Raw genomic sequence first — 17,312 nt, 5'->3', positions numbered from 1 at the left:
GGTCGAAGCGGCGGCCCTGATAGGTAGCGCGCATGATACTGGCAAGTGACCGCAACGAAAGCGCAACAATCGATCCCTGGGAGGCCGCGCATTTCGGCACGATGGCGGCCGACTGGTGGAACCCGAAGGGCTCGTCAGCGCCGCTCCACCAGCTCAATCCGCCCCGCCTGCGCTACATCCGCGACCGGGTCGATACGCACTGGCACGGTGACGGCACGGGCTTCACCCCGCTCGCCGGCCGGACCGCGCTCGACGTCGGCTGCGGCGCGGGGCTGCTCTGCGAACCGCTCGCGCGGCTCGGCGCCAGCGTGACGGGGATCGACGCCGCGCCCGAAAATATCGCCGCAGCAGAAATACATGCGGCGCAGAGCGGGCTCGCGATCGACTATCGCGCGGGCGGCGTCGAGGGGCTCGACGGCCAGTTCGACCTCGTCACCAGCCTCGAGGTGATCGAGCATGTCAGCGACCCTGCCGGCTTTGTCCGCGGCCTCGCGCGCGTGCTGGCCGACAATGGCCTGCTGATCCTGTCGACCCCCAACCGCACGCCCTTGTCGCGGCTCGCGATGATCACGATCGCGGAAGGCACCGGCCGCATCCCGCGCGGCACGCACGACTGGAACAAGTTCCTCACCCCCGAAGAACTGACCGCGCTGCTGCGCGACGCCGGTCTCCACGTCGTCCACACGCAAGGCCTCGGCTTCTCGCCGGCGACAGGCTTCACGCTCAGCGATTCGACCAGCCTCGACTATTTCCTGACCGCGGTAAAAGCCTGACCCTTGCCCCGCCCGGCACCAGCCCGGCGGGCACGACCAACCCAGTCGGCACGACCACCTTGGGTGGCGCTCCCACCCCGGTGCACGCTACCACCGCGGCAGGCACTACCACCCCAGCGGGTGCTACCATCTCAGCAGGTGCTACCACCCCGGCGAAGGCCGGGGCCCAGTTGGGAAAGCCTGAGTAACGGAACGCGACCCTCAGCCATGACCGTCCCCCAACTGGGCCCCGGCCTCCGCCGGGGTGGAACCGAATACTGGCGGGGTGGTGTCACATGACCAAGGGCACCCCCCACCCCTGTTCACCCGCGAAGGCGGGTGCCCAGACTGGACACCCGCCTTCGCGGGTGAACATCCTTCTTCTAGGGGGTTTAGCCGCGCTCTACATCGCGCTCGCCCTCCTCCGCCCCGTCGACCATGACGAAAGCCAGTATGTCGCTGCGGCCGTCCTCACCGCGCACGGCCTGCTCCCCTATCGCGACTTCGCCTATCTCCAGACCCCGCTCCAGCCCTTCGTCCTCGCACCCATCGCCGTTCTAACCGGCGCCTGGACCTGGCCCGCGCTCCGCCTCACCAACGCGCTGCTCGGCCTCGCGAGCGTCGCGTTCGTCCACGCCGCCGCGCGCCGCACTGGTGCCGGCCCCACCACCGCACGCCTCTGCGCCGCATTGTTCGCGACCACAGACATCCTGCTCTTCAGCATCGGCACCGCGCGCAACGACGCGCTTCCTGCCGCCTGCCTCGCCGCTGCGCTCTGGCTGATCGTCCGCGAAGACCGGACCCGCGCCGGCGCGCTGACAATCGGCCTTCTGCTCGCCGCCGCGGTCGCCGCGAAGATCTCCTATGCCCTCCCCGCCGCCGCCTACGGCCTCTACGCGCTGGTCCATCCCCGCCACCGCGTCTGGCTGGTCGCGCTCGGCGCGGTCCCGATCGTCGCGTTCGTCGGCTGGACGTTCGCGGTGTCGCCCGAAGGCTTCCTGTTCGGCACGCTGCATTTTCCCGCCCAGGCGCCCGCAGAATATTACGCGGCACGGCCCTGGAAGCTGTCGCTTGCCGCCAAGGCGCTCGATACGCTGAAGTTCCTTGCGCTCGGCGCCGCGCTGCCCGCCCTCGTCCTCGTCGCGCGCGCCGCGATCCGACGTCGTCGCGTCACCCTGCCCGACCTGCTCGTCCTCGCCGGGCTGGTCGCCGCGCTGCTCCCGGTGCCGACCTGGCGGCAATATCTGCTGCCGATGCTGCCCCCGCTGTTCGTCGCGCTCGCCGCCGCCTGGACCGCGCAGCCGCCGACCCGCGCGACCACCCGGATCATGGCCGTCTTCGCGCTGCTCGGCCTCGCGCCCACGCTCTCAGCGCTCGTCGAGCCCGGCCGCCTTTCGCTCGTCACCGCCATGCGCGAAGCCGCCACGCTCAGGCGAACGCTCGATGCGCGAGGGATCGCCGGCCCGATCGTCACGCTGTCGCCGCAGATCCTGCCCGCCACCGGCCGCCTGCCCGATGCCCGCTTCGCCGCCGGCCCCTTCTACTTCCGCAGCCGCGCCCTGCTCGACGCTGCGGCAGAGGTCCGGCTCCACCTCGTCGCGCGCGATCGCCTGCGCCTCGCCCCCGGCACCGTCATCCTCACCGGTGGCGAATCCGCCGCGACCGCGGGTGATCGCCGGCTCGACGCCGCGCTCGAGAAGGCGGCATCCGGAGCGGTCGCCGTCCCCGGCACCCGCTTCCGGCTGTCGGTCACGCCGCCAGCCGCCCCCGTCGCGCCGCGATCAGCCCGGCATAATAGTCCACCAGTTCCACCGCATGCGCATGATCCGAGCGGACCTGCGCCGACGCCACGACCGCCGCGCGCCTGAGCATCCCGCGGTCGCGCGCGAACAGCCGCGCGATCGCCGCCGCCGCCGCGGTCGCATCGCGCGCGGTATAGAGCTCGCTGGCATGCCGGTCCGCAATCTCGGCGCACCCGCCCGTATCGGGCACGATCAGCGGCAGCCCCGACGCCATCGCCTCCGACGCGACCAGCCCGAACGGCTCGGCCTCCGACCCGTGGATCAGCGCGTCGCAGCTCGCCATGATCGCGGCCAGCCGCTCGCGGTCATAGACCGGCGCGAACATCCGGATATGCGGCGATCCGCCGATCCGCCGCGCGATCGCCTTGCTCTGGCTGCCCGTGCCGAACAGGATCAGCCCGATCGGCAAGTCGGTGCCCGCGCGCGCGACCGCGTCGACGACCAGCGGCCAGCGCTTCTCGCCATGATGCCGGCCCAGCCCGATCAGCAGCATCGCGTCCGCCGGCAACCCGCATTGCTGCAACAGCCGCCCTCGCAGCGCCTCGTCGCGCAGCCGTGGCGAGAAATGACCGCGCTCGATCCCCAGCGGCATCGCCGCATCGATCCGGACCCCACGCGCGCGCAACCGTTTCTCCAGCGCAGGTCCGTTGGTGACGACCGTATCGAACCGCGTCAGGAACCGGTTCATGTACCGGCTGTACCAGCCGAACGCGCGCTCGATCCGGTCGTGGCTGGCGAACCCCGCGAACCAGCGCTGCGCATAGGCGGCGATATTGTCGTTGTGCATGAAGAAGGATTTCAGCGCGCGCTGCTGCCCGTCGGGCCCCGTCCAGTCGCCGACGAACCAGGCCGGCCGCCACGGCGAACAGCATTCGACCACATCCGGATCGAGGTCGTCGAGCACCCGGTGGATCGCCGCACGGTCCCAGAACAGCCCGTAATTGCGATCGAACGGCATCCCCGGCGACTTGAGGTAGATCACGCGCCCGCCACCCGGCCGCTCCTCGACGCGGTCCTCGCGGCCCGGCGCGACGACGATCAGCTCGTGCCCCAGATCGGCGAGGATCCCCATCTTCCGGTCGATATAGGTGCGCACGCCACCGCCCGTCGGCGAGTAGAATTCGTTGACGTCGACGATCCGCATGTCAGCCCGCCCGCCCCCTCACTTGCCGTCCAATGGGCCGAACCCGCCCAGCCCGCGCAGATATTGCGCGCGGATCGTGACATGCGTGAGTCCGGGCCCGACCTCGACGATCGCCTGGTCGACCTTGGGTCGCGATCGCCCGAGCCGGTCGCCCTTCACGAACCCCGCGCCATCCGACCAGACACTGAACTTGGCCCGGCCGTCACGGTCGTGCGTGAACAGCAGCGCGTAGCGGCCCGGGTGCGGCACGCGGATGCACAAGGCAGTCGGACCGGTCGCGGGGGCTGGCACGCTGATGCGGCGAAACGTCTTGCCCGCCGCGATCAGCTCGCGGTCGCCGCGCAGGAAATCGGCCTCGTCGGGCGGATAGAGCTCGAGCATCAGATTGCCCTTGCGATCCTTCAGTCCGACGATCGTCGCTGCGATCGCCGGCCCCTCGTCGCGCTCGCACGCCTGCGCGTCGCCGCCGAGCATCGGCTCCTGGATCGCCGCCCGGCCGCCGGCCCATGCCGGGGCGGCACCCGCGACCAGCCCCGCCAGCATCATCCCCGCCCCAAGCAATCGGTTCACGCACGCGTCCTCATCGCGATCGCATGCCCGCTGAATATGACAATCAGAATGACATGGACGAGCAACGTCAGCGCCGCGGTGAACGCGACAAGCTCGGACAGCGCCTGGTCCTGGCCGATCAGCAGGATCGCGAAATTGGCGAACAGCAGGTCCTTGTTCGGCACCAGCGGCAGCCGCGACACCAGCAGCCGCCCCGCCGCGAGGAACAGCCACATCGCGATCGACACGCCGGGGAGCGCGAAATGCCAGGCGAGCGCGATCAACAGCGATCCGCACATCAACCGGATGCAGTGGATCATGAACACCCACCACAAGGTCGCACGCGGCAGCGAGAAGACGCGCCGCGAGAAGATCAGGAACGGCAGCGAGATCGCAAAGGTGATCGCCGCCGACCCCAGCACCGTCTTGAACAGGTCAGGCGGCAACAGGTCGCGGCTCAGCGGCAGCGCGATCGCGACCATCGCCAGCGTGATCGCGTTGCCCGCGATCGCCGACAGGATCGTCACGTCCTTCACTGCGCCGAACGGCGACGCCACCATCCGTGCCCGCGCCCGCGCCCAGGCATAGAAATAGGCGTCGCCCGAATAGCCGAACACCACTTCGTTCGCGATCCGCTTCTTGATCAGCGCGACCAGCCCCGCGACCGGGATCCCCCACAACCGGCGGAAGATCACGTAATCCCCCGTCGGCGGCGACATGTAGAGCAGCGCGAAACACAGATAGAATCGCGGATCGGACGGCACCGACCGCGACAGTCCGGCCAGCCCGTGCGCGAACAGCTCGCGCGCGAGCCCCGCGATCATCGCCAGCGTCAGCACCGCGCCGATGATCGCCGGCCACCGGCTGCGGAAGGTCTTGAGCGGTTCGAGCCCGACGATATCGGCTCCCGCCTGCACCACCCCCGCCTGCACCACACCCGCCGCGGAACGACCCGGCGGGTTCCCGGCCGTCAGCGCGGAGCCCGTCATACGCGTACGCATCGAACGATCCTCGTCCTGTACCGCGCACCCGGCCTTTCCGGGCATGCCATCACGCCGCGCCAATAGCCGCCCCGCCGCCGGCTTGCACGTGAAGATCGAGTCATCCGTCCCCGAACCCGCGCGGTTCGCCGCCGCTTACCCTCTCGCCATCGCGCCCCGGCCGCGCCATCTGTGCGCGATGTCCGGCGCGCACCACATCCTCACCTATGCGGAAAACCTGTCCGGCGGCGGCGTCGAGCGCGCGCAGTTGCGGCTCGCGCGCGGCTGGCTCGCCGCGGGGCGGCGCGTCACGCTGGTGATCGGCGACCCGACCGGCCCGCTCGCCGCCGAGCTTCCCGCCGGGCTCACAATCGTCGCCGGCTCCGCGCGCACGCTGCCCGGCCTCGTCCGCCGCATGGCCCCCGACATCATCTTCTGCCCCGGCAATCATTATACCGGCATCGCCGCCTTGATCCGGCTCATGCTCGGCAGCGCCTGTCCGCCGATCGTCGGCAAGATGTCGAACGCGCCCGACCGCGGCGACCATGGCCGCCTGCTCCACGCCGCGCACCGCGTCTGGCTCGCGCGTCACGGCCGGTTCCTCGATCATCTCGTCGCGATGACCCCCGCCACCGCGGTCCAGGCCGCCGCTGCGACGCGCATGCCGGGGCGGGTCAGCGTCATCCCCAACCCGCCGGCACTCGCCGCGCCGGGCGCGACGCTCCCCGTGCTGCCGTCGCGGTTCATCCTCGGCGTCGGCCGGCTCGAACCGCAGAAGCGCTGGGACCGGCTGCTCGCCGCGGTCGCAGCACTCGGCGATCGCGACATCGCGCTCGTCATCCTCGGCGAGGGCAATTGCCGCGGCACACTCGCGGCGCAGGCGACCGCACTAGGCCTCGCCGCCCGCGTCCATCTGCCCGGCCATGTCGCCGATCCGCTCCCGGCAATGGCCCGCGCACAGGTCGTCGCGCTGACCTCCGATTTCGAAGGCGTGCCGGGGGTTCTGCGCGAGGCGCTGTCGGTCGGCACGCCCGTCGTCGCGACCGATTCGAGCCGCGCGATTGTCGAGATCATCGACACCCCCGCACGCGGCACGATCGTCGCGCGCGACGACGGCCCCGCACTCGTCGCCGCACTCGACGCCTGGCTCACACCCGGCATTTCGCGGCCCGCACCTGTCCCGCAACCCGGCAGCGACTCGGCGCAGCGCTATCTCGCGCTGTTCGACACGCTCGTCAGTCCGCGGCCTTCTCGTCCTCGCGGTCCGACCGACGCTCGAGCGCGGTCTTGAGCATCGCGGTCATCGGATCGGCAAGCGCGAGGCCAAGGATCCCGAACAGCGCGCTCGCGAGGATCTGCGCGCCCAGCGTCAGCGCGGGCGGCAGGTCGACGGTGCGCTTGGCGACCATCGGCACGATCACATAGCCGTCGATCGTCTGCACCACGAAATAGGTGCCGATCGCCCAATATCCGGTGTCGACGCCCGCGCTGAAGCCGACCGCGACCATCAGCACGCCGGTGACGATCGCACCGATATTGGGGATGAAGGCGAGGATGCCTGCGATGATCCCGAGCAGCATCGCCATCGGCACGCCGCCGATCGCCAGCGCGATCCCCGTCGCGACGCCCTCGACCGCCATGCCGAGCAACCGCCCGGCGAGCAGCCGCCGCATCGTCTCGCCCATCGTTACCATCGTCCGGGCGAATTCGTCGCGCAGGTCGGTCGGCACCATCCACTGGACGCCGCGCGCATAGGTGCCCGGGTCCATCGCGATGAACAGCCCGAGCACGAGGATCATGAACAGGCTGGTCAGCGCGCCGATCGCGGTGCCGACCCAGGATGTCACACGCCCGACCGACCCCAGCGCCTGCTTGGCGATCCCGCTCACGTCCGACACGCCCGGCATCAGCCCCTGCGACGCCAAATAGCCCGTAAACCGGTTCGCCTGCAGCTCGAGCGTCGAGCGCAACTGCGTCACCTGTTCGGTCACCTGCACCCCGGTCAGCACGAACGTGCCGATCATGAACACCAGCACCAGCACCACGACGATCAGCAGCCGCCATCCGCGGCTGATCGGCAGCACGCGCCCGAGCAACCGGACGCCGCCGTCGAGCAGCGACGCGAACACCACCGCGGCGAAGATCAGCAGCAACGGCTGGACCAGCACGATCGCCAGCGCGATCAGGCAGGCGAGCCCCAGCCAGATCGTCGCGCGCCGGATTTCCTTACGCAGGGCCGGGTCGCGCATCTCGACCGGGCTGGCCTCGTCGACGCGCTTGGTCGCGCCGCTATCGTCGGCCATCTCAGTTCGCCGTTGCAGGGTGGAGCGACGTGCCCGCGCGATCCGACCGGAGCGATCCCCACCAGGTCAGCGGGTTGTAGGTCGCATCGCCGTCGAGGCTGAAGGTGATGAACTCCGCGCGCCCGCCCAGATTCTCGTACGGCACCGGCCCGCCAAGGCCGAGCTGCGTCAGCGCAAAGCGGCTGTCCGCGGACCGGTCGCGATTGTCGCCCATCAGGAAGACATGAGCCGCCGGGATCGTGATCGGCCCGTAATCGTCGCCCGGGCTCCAGCCCATCTCGATCGTGTCGAACCGCCGGCCATTGGGCAGCGTCTCGGTGATCGTCGGCAGGCGACAGATCATCGCGCCGTCGGCCCGCGTCTCGCGCGCGCCGGGATATTCGTCCTCGCTGCACGGGCTGTTGGTGTCGACCGGGATCAGCGTGTCGTGGACGGGGCCGCGCTTCACCGGCACGCCGTTCAGGATCACCGTCCCGCCGCGCACTTCCAGCCGGTCGCCCGGCAGGCCGATCACGCGCTTGATATAATCGTTCTGTGTTCCCGGCGGCGTCACGATCACCACGTCGCCGCGCGTCGGCAGCGATCCGAACAGCCGCCCCTTGATGAAGGGGATCTGCACGCTCCAGCTGTCTTCCTGCTGGCGGAGCACGACGCTCTTGAAGATCGCGACCGGGTTCGGGATCGTCGGCGACACGAACGACCAGCCATAGGCGAACTTCGTGACGACCAGCCGGTCGCCGATCCGCAGCCCCGGCAGCATCGATTCGCTCGGGATGTAGAAGGGCTTGGCGATGAAGCTGTGGAAGCCGAGCACCACCAGCACCAGCCAGAATATGCCCTTCACCTCGCCCCACCAGTCGGTCCCGCGGCGCGCGGGTGCCGTCTTCGTGGTGGGAGGGGAACCGTCGTTGCCCGGGGGCGGGACGGGTGTGGCGCCGACCCGCGATGCTGCCGGATTCTCGAGCGACTCTTTGCCGTCCAACGCCGCTTCCTTCATCGATCTTTATCCGCGGATAACAGGGGTATAGCTTCGATTATCACAAAGGCCTGCGCCCAGGGATGATCGTCCGTCATGGTCAGGTGCACGCGTGCGGCGTGGCCTTCGGGGGTCAACGCGTCAAGCCTCGCCTTGGCCCCGCCGGTCAGGGCCAGCGTCGGCGCACCGCTCGCGGCGTTGACGACGCCGATGTCCTTCATGAACACGCCTGCGCGAAACCCGGTGCCGACCGCCTTCGAAAACGCCTCTTTCGCCGCGAACCGCTTGGCGAGCGTCCCCGCCTTGGTGAACGGCCGCCGCGCCGCCTTGGCCAGCTCCACCTCGGTAAACACCCGCTGCTCGAACCGCTCGCCGAACCGCTCGACCGACGCCTTGATCCGCTCGATATTGCACAGGTCCGACCCCAACCCGATGATCATCGCGACGCCTGGAGTCGGAAGACAAGATATGTTCTCGCGAAGGCGCGAAGGCGCGAAGCGAGCGGGAGACGCGAGCCCGGGGCGGTCTTCAGACTCTTCGCGCCTTCGCGCCTTCGCGTGAACCCCATCTGCACGCTACCGCGCCGCATCCATAGCCTCGCGCATCCGCCGCACCGCCTCGCCAAGCCCGACGAACAACGCCTCGCCCACCAGGAAATGCCCGATGTTCAGCTCGCGCACCTGCCGGATCGCCGCGATCGGCGCGACATTGTCATAGGTGAGGCCGTGCCCGGCATGCACCTCGATGCCGTTCTTCGCCGCCAGCGCCGCCGCATCCTCGAGCCGCCGTAGCTCGACGCTGCGCGCATCGCCCGACAGCTCGACATAACGCCCCGTGTGCAGCTCGACGACCGGCACCTTCAGCCGCACCGCCGCCTCGATCTGCCGCGCGTCGGGCTCGATGAACAGCGACACGCGGATCCCCGCCCCGGCCAGCGCGTCGACCAGCCGTTCCATCCGGTCATAATGCCCCGCGACGTCGAGCCCGCCCTCGGTGGTCAGCTCCTCGCGCTTTTCGGGCACGATGCACGCCGCATGCGGCCGGTGGCGCAGCGCGATGCCGAGCATCTCGTCGGTCGCCGCCATCTCCAGGTTGAGCGGGATCGCAAGCTCGGTCGACAGCCGCGCGATGTCGTCGTCGGTGATGTGCCGGCGATCCTCACGCAGATGCGCGGTGATCCCGTCCGCCCCCGCCGCCGCCGCGACCAGCGCCGCGCGGACCGGATCGGGATAGCCCGCCCCGCGCGCATTCCGCACCGTCGCGACGTGATCGATGTTGACGCCGAGGCGCAGATGCGCGGTGCCGGGGGGGCTCATGCCGCCGCCCTGCTGCCGGGCTTGATCGCCGGGATCGCCGCGAGTTCCGGGGGCAGCGCATCCGCGGCATAGGTCGGCACGTCGAGCCGGATCAGCGGGAAGAACGGCACGCCCAGATCCGCCGCGCCGTTCGACCGGTCGACCAGCGCCGCCGCCGCGACCGTCTCGCCGCCTGCGCGCCCGATCGCCGCGATCGCTTCCTTCGACGACAGCCCGGTGGTCACCACGTCCTCCATCATCAGCACGCGCTGCCCCGGCGCCAGCCGGAAGCCGCGGCGCAGCTCGAACACGCCGTCGGGCCGCTCGAGGAACATCGCCTCGACGCCCAGCGCGCGCGCCATCTCATGACCGCAGATCACCCCGCCCATCGCCGGCGACACCACCGCGCTGATCGATCCGCGCAGGTCCTCCGGGATCCGCGCGACCAGCGCCTCCGCCAGCCGCGCGCCACGCCTGGGGTCCATCAGCACGCGCGCGCATTGCAGATAGCGCGAGCTGCGCAGGCCCGAGGACAGGATGAAATGCCCCTCGAGCAGCGCCTCGGCAGCGCGGAATTCGGCGAGCACGTCGTCTTCGGTCATCGCGGGTCATCGCTCCAATGAAATCTGTCGCGCTGTACGATCGCGGCAAAGTCCACGCAATGACAACCGCCACCGCCCCCGCCACCGCCACCGCCCCGGCCGCCATACGCCCCGAAAAATTTGCCGGCCCGTGCAACAAATTCAACAAAGCCCGCACCGGGGTTGAGGCTCGCCCCGCCGCCGCCTATAGCCGAATGTCAAAATGATAAGCAGACATCCGCGCGTCCGTGATACGGGTTCGCACCAAACCGGGGTCAAGAAAAACGATGCGCATACTGGGGATGAGAGGATTGGCGATCGCAGCGGGGCTCGCACTGGCGAGTCTTGGCGGCGTCGCCGGGCAGGCTGCACCGGCTTCGCAGGCCGCCGCGACCGCGCCTGAGACCGGCGCCGCGGGCGCTGCACCACAGGCCGCGGCCGGCCCGGCCGGCGTGTCGAACACCGCACCCACCAGCGCTGCCGCCCCGGCGACCGCGAATCCCTCCAGCCCCGCGCTCGCCGAGGATGGCGGCTATGCGATGGCCCCGACCCCCGGCGTGGGCCAGCCCACCCCCGGCACCGTCGGCCTCCAGCCACAGGTCACCAAGAACGGCGTCTTCGCGCACTGGATGCACAATGCGATCCTGATGCCGACGATCACCGCGGTTTCGCTGCTGGTGCTCGCTTTGCTCTTCTGGGTGGTCTTCCGCTATCGCCGCGCCGCCAACCCGGTGCCGTCGAAGACCAGCCACAACACCGTGATCGAGATCATCTGGACGCTCGCCCCGGTGATCATCCTCGTGCTGATCGCGGTCCCGTCGATCGGCCTGCTCTCCGCCCAGTTCAAGCCGGCGCCCGCGGGCGCGGTGACGATCAAGGCGATCGGCAACCAGTGGTACTGGACCTACCAGTATCCGGATAATGGCGGCTTCGAAGTCACCGCGAACATGCTGAAGGAGGCCAAGGACGTCGGCGCGGGCGAACGCGCACGCACCGATGCCGACGGTCCGCGCCTGCTCGCGACCGACAACCGCATCGTCCTGCCGGTCGGGGTGCCGATCCGCCTCATCACGACCGCGAACGACGTGATCCACAGCTGGGCGGTCCCCGCCTTCTGGATCAAGCTCGACGCGATCCCCGGCCGCCTGAACGAGACGAGCTTCACGATCGACAAGCCCGGCCTCTATTTCGGCCAGTGCTCCGAGCTCTGCGGTGCGCGTCACGCGTTCATGCCGATCGCGGTCCAGGCCGTCTCGCCCGCGCAGTTCGCGGCGTGGGTCCGGGCCAAGGGCGGCTCGATGCCGACCCCGGGCCAGGCCTCCGACAAGGTCATTCCGCAGCCCGGCGCCGACGGCTCCGCGGCCAAGGTCGAGGAGGCGGCGGAGACCGCCAACGCCACCGGCCCGGTCGAAAACGTGACCACCGCAGCGCCCGCCACCACGCAGGGCGCCACCTCCAACCCGGCCGGCGCCGGCAACGCGGGACTCTAAGATGACCGACACCGCTCTCAACCCGTCGGCATTCGTCGCCCATGATGCGCACGCGCATCATCACGATGCCGATCACAAGCCAGGTTTCTTCGCGCGTTGGTTCATGTCGACCAACCACAAGGACATCGGCACGCTCTACCTGATCTTCGCGATCGTCGCGGGGATCATCGGCGGCTCGGTCTCGGGCCTCATGCGCGCCGAGCTCGCCGAGCCCGGTATCCAGTATCTTCAGGGCTGGGCCGGCATGCTCCACGGCGGCAGCGCCAGCCTCGACGAATCGCTCCACCTCTGGAACGTGCTGATCACCGCGCACGGCCTGATCATGGTGTTCTTCATGGTCATGCCGGCGATGGTCGGCGGGTTCGGCAACTGGTTCGTGCCGATCATGATCGGCGCGCCCGACATGGCGTTCCCGCGCATGAACAACGTGTCGTTCTGGCTGCTGATCCCCGCCTTCACGCTGCTGCTCGCCTCGCCCTTCTTCGGTGGCGCAGGTAACGGCTGGACGCTCTACGCCCCGCTCTCGACCTATGGCGAGCCCGGGCCGTCGACCGACATGGCGATCCTAGCGCTCCATCTCGCGGGCGCCTCGTCGATCCTCGGCGCGATCAACTTCATCACCACCATCTTCAACATGCGCGCGCCGGGCATGACGCTGCACAAGATGCCGCTGTTCGTGTGGTCGATGCTCGTCACCGCGTTCCTGCTGCTGCTCGCGCTCCCGGTCCTCGCGGCCGCGATCACGATGCTGCTGACCGATCGCAACTTCGGCACGACCTTCTTCGATCCGGCCGGCGGCGGCGATCCCGTCCTCTACCAGCATCTGTTCTGGTTCTTCGGCCATCCCGAAGTCTACATCATGATCCTGCCGGGCTTCGGCATCGTCAGCCAGATCATCTCGACGTTCAGCCGCAAACCCGTCTTCGGCTATCTCGGCATGGCCTATGCCATGGTCGCGATCGGCGTGGTCGGCTTCGTCGTCTGGGCGCACCACATGTTCACCACCGGCCTGTCGGTGAACACCAAGATGTACTTCACCGCCGCGACGATGGTCATCGCGGTCCCCACCGGCATCAAGATCTTCTCGTGGATCGCGACGATGTGGGGCGGCTCGATGAGCTTCAAGACGCCGATGGTCTGGTCGATCGGCTTCATCTTCATGTTCACCGTCGGCGGCGTGACCGGCGTCGTGCTCGCCAACGGCGGCATCGACGATTACATGCAGGACACCTATTACGTGGTGGCGCATTTCCACTACGTGCTCAGCCTCGGCGCGGTGTTCTCGCTGTTCGCGGGCTTCTACTACTGGTTCCCGAAGATGTCGGGCAAGATGTACAACGAGTTCCTCGGCCAGCTCCACTTCTGGGTGTTCTTCATCGGCGTGAACGTCATGTTCTTCCCGATGCACTTCCTGGGCCTCCAGGGCATGCCGCGCCGTTACCCGGACTATCCCGACGCCTACGCGCACTGGAACTATGTTGCGACGGTCGGCTACATGATCATGGCCGCAGGCATGGCGATCTTCTTCGTCAACCTGATCTGGTCGCTGATCGCGGGCAAGAAGGCGGCGGACAATCCCTGGGGCGAAGGCGCCACGACGCTCGAATGGACGATCTCCTCGCCCCCGCCCTATCACCAGTTCGAGACGCTCCCGAAGATCGACTGAGGGCGGATCAAGGGCCATCAGGCCCCCGCCCGGCCGGCGCGGCAACGCCGCGTCCGACGACACGGGACTTGCTCCCGTGTCGGGGCCAGCCAGAAGACGCCTCGGGGCAACCCGGGGCGTTTTTCATATCCGCCGCCCCTAATCCGTCATCCTGACGAACGTCAGGACCCAGAGCCCAACAGCTCGACGCCAGCCCAAAATCCGTCCCACCCCGGCACGCCCCGAAATCCCCCGCTAGCCAAACCCCGCGCGGGTCCCCAAACACGGCGCATGCCGACGCTCCAGCACCTCGCCGTCTCGATTCTCGGCCTGACCCTCGCCGGCGGCACCGCGATCGCACTCACCGGCGCCCGCCCCGTGACGGCGACCCAGGCCCCCGCCGCACCCCGCACCGCGCCGAAGGCCCGCCCCGCGGCCCCCGCGCCGAAACCGGCCGCCCCGGATCCCGCCGCCTACACCGTCAAGCGCATCCTCCAGATCCCCGGCCCCATGCGGCAGGGCGACCATTACTGGGATGAGACCGGCGCGCCCCAGGGCCCCGTCATCGTCACCGTCGACCTCGCCGCGCAGACCGTCTCGGTCTTCCGCGCGGGCTATGAGATCGGCACCGCGGTCATCATCTACGGCGCGGACGACAAGCCGACCCCCTTGGGCGTCTTCCCGATCACGCAGAAGGACGCCGACCACGTCTCCAACCTCTACAATGCGCCGATGCCGTACATGCTGCGGCTGACCAATGACGGCATCTCGATCCATGGCAGCGATGTCGGCGACGGCTATGCCACGCATGGCTGTATCGGCGTGCCTAGGGCGTTCGCGAAGCGGATCTTCGACGCGGTAAAGCTCGGCGACCGGGTGATCGTCACCGATGGCGAGCGACTCGACCTCGGCCAGCCGATCACCGCCGCCTGATCGGCGCCCCCCACCATACCCGGGTTTCGATTTCCCCAGCAGAACCATCGCTTTCCCCGAACGGCAGGGTCGCGTATAGGCCTGCGCAACCATGACCACTGCGACGCCCCTGCTTCCCCCCGCCGAATGGCGCGACTTTCTGGCGCTGACCAAACCCCGGGTGATGACGCTCGTCGTGTTCACCGGGCTGTGCGGCATGCTCGCCGCGCCCGTCGGCATCCATCCCGTGATCGGCTTCACCGCGATCCTGTGCATCGCGCTCGGCGCGGGTGCGGCGGGGGCGCTCAACCAATGGTATGAATCCGATATCGACGCGGTCATGCGCCGCACACAGAAGCGCCCGCTTCCCGCCGGCCGGATGGACCGTCAGGCCGCGCTGCATTTCGGCGTCGGGCTCGCCAGCTTCTCAGTCCTGCTGATGGGGCTCGCGGTCAACCTCGCCGCAGCCGCGATCCTGACCGTCTCGATCCTGTTCTACGTCCTCGTCTACACCGTCTGGCTCAAGCGCCGCACGCCGCAGAACATCGTCATCGGTGGTGCGGCGGGCGCCTTCCCGCCGCTGATCGGCTGGGCGGCGGCGACCGGTGACGTCGCACTGCTCCCGCTGCTGCTGTTCGGGCTCGTCTTCCTGTGGACGCCGCCGCATTTCTGGGCGCTCGCGCTGTTCGTGAAGACCGATTACGCCAATGCGGGCGTGCCGATGCTCCCCGTCGTCGCGGGCGAACGCGTCACCCGGACCCAGATCGGCCTCTACACCATCCCGATGGCGCTCGCCGCGGTGCTCCCCTGGCCGCTCGGCCTGGTCGGCAATTTCTACGGCGTCGTCGCGACTGTCCTGACGGGGATCTTCGCCTGGCTCGTGGTGGTCGTCGCGACGCGCACGACCGGCACCGACGACGCGATGAAGCCCGAGCGGCGGCTGTTCAAATATTCGATCCTGTATCTCTTTGCGATGTTCGGCGCGCTCGTCGTCGATAGGTGGCTGGCATGAATGACGACAAGACCCGCGAAGACCTGATCCGCCGCCGCCAGATGGGCCGGGCCAAGGTGATGGCGCTGCTGCTCGGCGCGTTCGTCATCCTCGTCTTCGCCATCTCGATCGCCAAGATCCAGGCGGGGATGCCGCACTGATGCGGGTCGAGCGCACCACGCGAACCGCCCTGCTCGCGGTGCTCGGCATCTGCTTCATGACCGGGCTCGCCTTTGCCAGCGTGCCGCTCTACCGCCTGTTCTGCCAGGTCACCGGCCTCAACGGCACGACGCAGCGCGGGCTCGTCGCGCCGGGCGGGACCGATCGCCAGATTCGCGTCGATTTCGACGCCAATGTGAACCCGAAGCTGCCGTGGAAGTTCGCGCCCGAAAACCCGTCGGACACGATCGCGGTCGGCGCGCGCGACATGGCGTTCTTCACCGCGACCAACACCTCGGACCGGCCGATCACCGGGACCGCGACGTTCAACGTAACGCCCGCGCAGGCCGGCAAATATTTCACCAAGATCCAGTGCTTCTGCTTCACCGAGCAGACGCTGAAACCCGGCGAGACCGCGCGGATGCCGGTGATCTTCTTCGTCGATCCGAAGATCCTGAAGGATCCCGACGCGGCGGATATCCAGACGATCACGCTCAGCTACACGTTTTACCCGGTGGATTCCGCGAAAAACGCAAGCTAGGACAGTCGTAAAGAACATAGGGGAGTACCATGGCCGGCGCCAAGAACCACGATTATCACATCCTGCCGCCCAGCGTCTGGCCGCTGGTCGGGTCGATGTCCGCACTCGTGATGGCGGTCGGCGGCGTCATGTGGATGCATGGCGGCCATGTCGACAAGCCCAATGGCGGCGGCTGGATCTTCTTCATCGGTCTCGCCGGGCTGCTCTTCACCTTCTACAGCTGGTGGGCGCAGGTCATTGCAGAGGCACGCGCGGGCGATCACACCCCCGTCGTCCAGCTGCACTTCCGCTATGGCATGATCCTGTTCATCGCCTCCGAAGTCATGTTCTTCGTCGGCTGGTTCTGGGCGTTCTTCGACTTCTCGCTCTTCCCGACCGCGATGAGCATCGTCGACGGCCAGGTCGAACGCGCCGCCGAAGGTGCGGCTGCGGTCGCCGCACAGTGGCCGCCCAAGGGCCTCACCGTCATCAACCCGTTCGAGCTTCCGCTGCTCAACACGCTGATCCTGCTGACGTCCGGCACCACCGTCACCTGGGCGCACCACGCGCTGATCCACAACCAGCGCGGTGGCGAGAAGACCGGGCTGTGGGGCATGATCGGCGTCGGCAACCGCGACGGCGTGCTCAAGGGCCTCTGGCTGACCGTCATCCTCGGCGCGCTGTTCAGCGCGATCCAGGCCTATGAGTACATGCACGCGCCGTTCCCGTTCAAGGGGATCAACTATGGCGCGGCGTTCTTCATGGCGACCGGGTTCCACGGCTTCCACGTCCTCATCGGCACGATCTTCCTGATCGTCTGCCTCGTCCGCGCCTATAAGGGCGACTTCACCCCCCGCCAGCATTTCGGCTTCGAGGCCGCGGCCTGGTACTGGCATTTCGTCGACGTCGTCTGGCTGTTCCTGTTCGTCACCGTCTATGTCTGGGGCGGCTGGGGCGCCCCCGTCCACAGCGGTTGAGCGTTCACGCCCACCCCCTCCCTGCCTACCACCCCGGCGAAGGCCGGGGCCCAGTTGGCAAGGCCGCGGTAACGAAGCGCTGCCCTCAGTCAGCAACGCCCCCCAACTGGGCCCCGGCCTCCGCCGGGGAGGTGGCATCTGGCGAACCGCGCGCCCTTCTCACCCTGTTCTCCCGCGAAGGCGGGAGCCCAGCCTGGCTCCCAACCCTCGCGGCGAGACATACCGGGCAAGGCGAC

General features: G+C 68.8%; 18 protein-coding genes. 10 read left to right on the top strand and 8 right to left on the bottom strand.

The features are described 5' to 3' along the window. Positions 1–32 precede the first annotated feature (32 nt). Positions 33–773 carry a bifunctional 2-polyprenyl-6-hydroxyphenol methylase/3-demethylubiquinol 3-O-methyltransferase UbiG gene (ubiG, locus tag SOM18_RS14485; protein ID WP_031440022.1) on the top strand — a complete coding sequence of 247 codons (741 nt, stop codon included), beginning with the start codon at positions 33–35 and terminating at the stop codon, positions 771–773. Between the two features lie 347 nt (positions 774–1,120). Beyond that, on the top strand, positions 1,121–2,620 hold the full coding sequence (locus SOM18_RS14480; RefSeq protein WP_192007989.1) for a glycosyltransferase family 39 protein: 1,500 nt from the start codon (positions 1,121–1,123) through the stop codon (positions 2,618–2,620). Here SOM18_RS14480 and SOM18_RS14475 read toward each other — a convergent pair. From SOM18_RS14475 to SOM18_RS14465, 3 genes are read right to left on the bottom strand one after another with little or no spacing between them, the layout of a single operon-like run. Further along, positions 2,502–3,698 (bottom strand): glycosyltransferase, encoded by a 1,197-nt coding sequence (locus SOM18_RS14475; protein WP_031440539.1) that lies wholly within the window; start codon positions 3,696–3,698, stop codon positions 2,502–2,504. The two genes, SOM18_RS14480 and SOM18_RS14475, sit on opposite strands and share 119 nt — an antisense overlap. A gap of 18 nt (positions 3,699–3,716) precedes the next feature. Then, entirely contained in the window at positions 3,717–4,244 is a 528-nt protein-coding gene (locus tag SOM18_RS14470) for a DUF2141 domain-containing protein (RefSeq protein WP_031440538.1), read from the bottom strand. 20 nt (positions 4,245–4,264) lie between these two features. Next, complete coding sequence (locus SOM18_RS14465) at positions 4,265–5,248, bottom strand: hypothetical protein (RefSeq protein WP_167396700.1); 984 nt, start codon at positions 5,246–5,248, stop codon at positions 4,265–4,267. A gap of 88 nt (positions 5,249–5,336) precedes the next feature. On the opposite strand from SOM18_RS14465, the gene SOM18_RS14460 reads away from it, so the two are divergent. Further along, positions 5,337–6,518: a glycosyltransferase gene (locus SOM18_RS14460; RefSeq protein ID WP_320481861.1), complete on the top strand. Its 1,182-nt coding sequence runs from the start codon at positions 5,337–5,339 to the stop codon at positions 6,516–6,518. Here the strand turns inward: SOM18_RS14460 and SOM18_RS14455 are convergent. The 5 genes from SOM18_RS14455 to pyrE all read right to left on the bottom strand — a co-directional run bounded on the left by SOM18_RS14455 (position 6,463) and on the right by pyrE (position 10,403). Beyond that, positions 6,463–7,530 carry an AI-2E family transporter gene (locus tag SOM18_RS14455; RefSeq protein ID WP_031439338.1) on the bottom strand — a complete coding sequence of 356 codons (1,068 nt, stop codon included), beginning with the start codon at positions 7,528–7,530 and terminating at the stop codon, positions 6,463–6,465. The genes SOM18_RS14460 and SOM18_RS14455 overlap by 56 nt on opposite strands. 1 nt (position 7,531) lies before the next feature. Then, entirely contained in the window at positions 7,532–8,527 is a 996-nt protein-coding gene (gene lepB / locus SOM18_RS14450; protein WP_031439337.1) for a signal peptidase I, read from the bottom strand. Continuing rightward, positions 8,524–8,946, bottom strand: coding sequence for a holo-ACP synthase (acpS, locus tag SOM18_RS14445; protein WP_031439336.1), 423 nt, complete (start codon positions 8,944–8,946; stop codon positions 8,524–8,526). Before acpS ends, lepB begins: the two co-directional genes overlap by 4 nt. Before the next feature lie 135 nt (positions 8,947–9,081). After that, a complete protein-coding gene (locus tag SOM18_RS14440) occupies positions 9,082–9,822 on the bottom strand; it encodes a pyridoxine 5'-phosphate synthase (protein WP_031439335.1) in 741 nt (246 codons plus the stop codon). After that, complete coding sequence (gene pyrE, locus SOM18_RS14435) at positions 9,819–10,403, bottom strand: orotate phosphoribosyltransferase (RefSeq protein ID WP_037530688.1); 585 nt, start codon at positions 10,401–10,403, stop codon at positions 9,819–9,821. The genes SOM18_RS14440 and pyrE overlap by 4 nt, the downstream gene beginning before the upstream one ends. A gap of 281 nt (positions 10,404–10,684) precedes the next feature. Between pyrE and coxB the strand changes: the two genes are divergently transcribed. The 7 genes from coxB to SOM18_RS14400 all read left to right on the top strand — a co-directional run bounded on the left by coxB (position 10,685) and on the right by SOM18_RS14400 (position 17,076). Beyond that, positions 10,685–11,872 (top strand): cytochrome c oxidase subunit II, encoded by a 1,188-nt coding sequence (gene coxB / locus SOM18_RS14430; RefSeq protein WP_414712126.1) that lies wholly within the window; start codon positions 10,685–10,687, stop codon positions 11,870–11,872. Between the two features lies 1 nt (position 11,873). Continuing rightward, positions 11,874–13,538 carry a cytochrome c oxidase subunit I gene (gene ctaD / locus SOM18_RS14425; RefSeq protein ID WP_031393246.1) on the top strand — a complete coding sequence of 555 codons (1,665 nt, stop codon included), beginning with the start codon at positions 11,874–11,876 and terminating at the stop codon, positions 13,536–13,538. 270 nt (positions 13,539–13,808) lie between these two features. Continuing rightward, positions 13,809–14,450, top strand: a complete 642-nt coding sequence (locus SOM18_RS14420; protein ID WP_320481860.1) for a L,D-transpeptidase family protein — start codon at positions 13,809–13,811, stop codon at positions 14,448–14,450. Between the two features lie 91 nt (positions 14,451–14,541). Continuing rightward, entirely contained in the window at positions 14,542–15,441 is a 900-nt protein-coding gene (locus SOM18_RS14415) for a heme o synthase (protein ID WP_166746379.1), read from the top strand. Next, complete coding sequence (locus SOM18_RS14410) at positions 15,438–15,581, top strand: hypothetical protein (RefSeq protein ID WP_166746380.1); 144 nt, start codon at positions 15,438–15,440, stop codon at positions 15,579–15,581. The genes SOM18_RS14415 and SOM18_RS14410 overlap by 4 nt, the downstream gene beginning before the upstream one ends. Then, positions 15,581–16,120, top strand: coding sequence for a cytochrome c oxidase assembly protein (locus SOM18_RS14405; protein ID WP_031441785.1), 540 nt, complete (start codon positions 15,581–15,583; stop codon positions 16,118–16,120). The genes SOM18_RS14410 and SOM18_RS14405 overlap by 1 nt, the downstream gene beginning before the upstream one ends. Positions 16,121–16,149: 29 nt before the next feature. Then, on the top strand, positions 16,150–17,076 hold the full coding sequence (locus SOM18_RS14400; protein WP_320481859.1) for a cytochrome c oxidase subunit 3: 927 nt from the start codon (positions 16,150–16,152) through the stop codon (positions 17,074–17,076). The last annotated feature ends 236 nt before the right edge of the window (positions 17,077–17,312 follow it).

Source organism: Sphingomonas sp. CFBP9019 (genome assembly GCF_034045155.1).
GTDB lineage: Bacteria > Pseudomonadota > Alphaproteobacteria > Sphingomonadales > Sphingomonadaceae > Sphingomonas > Sphingomonas aerolata.
The sequence above is the reverse complement of the archived record's forward strand: the minus strand, read 5'-3'. Positions and strand labels throughout refer to the sequence as shown.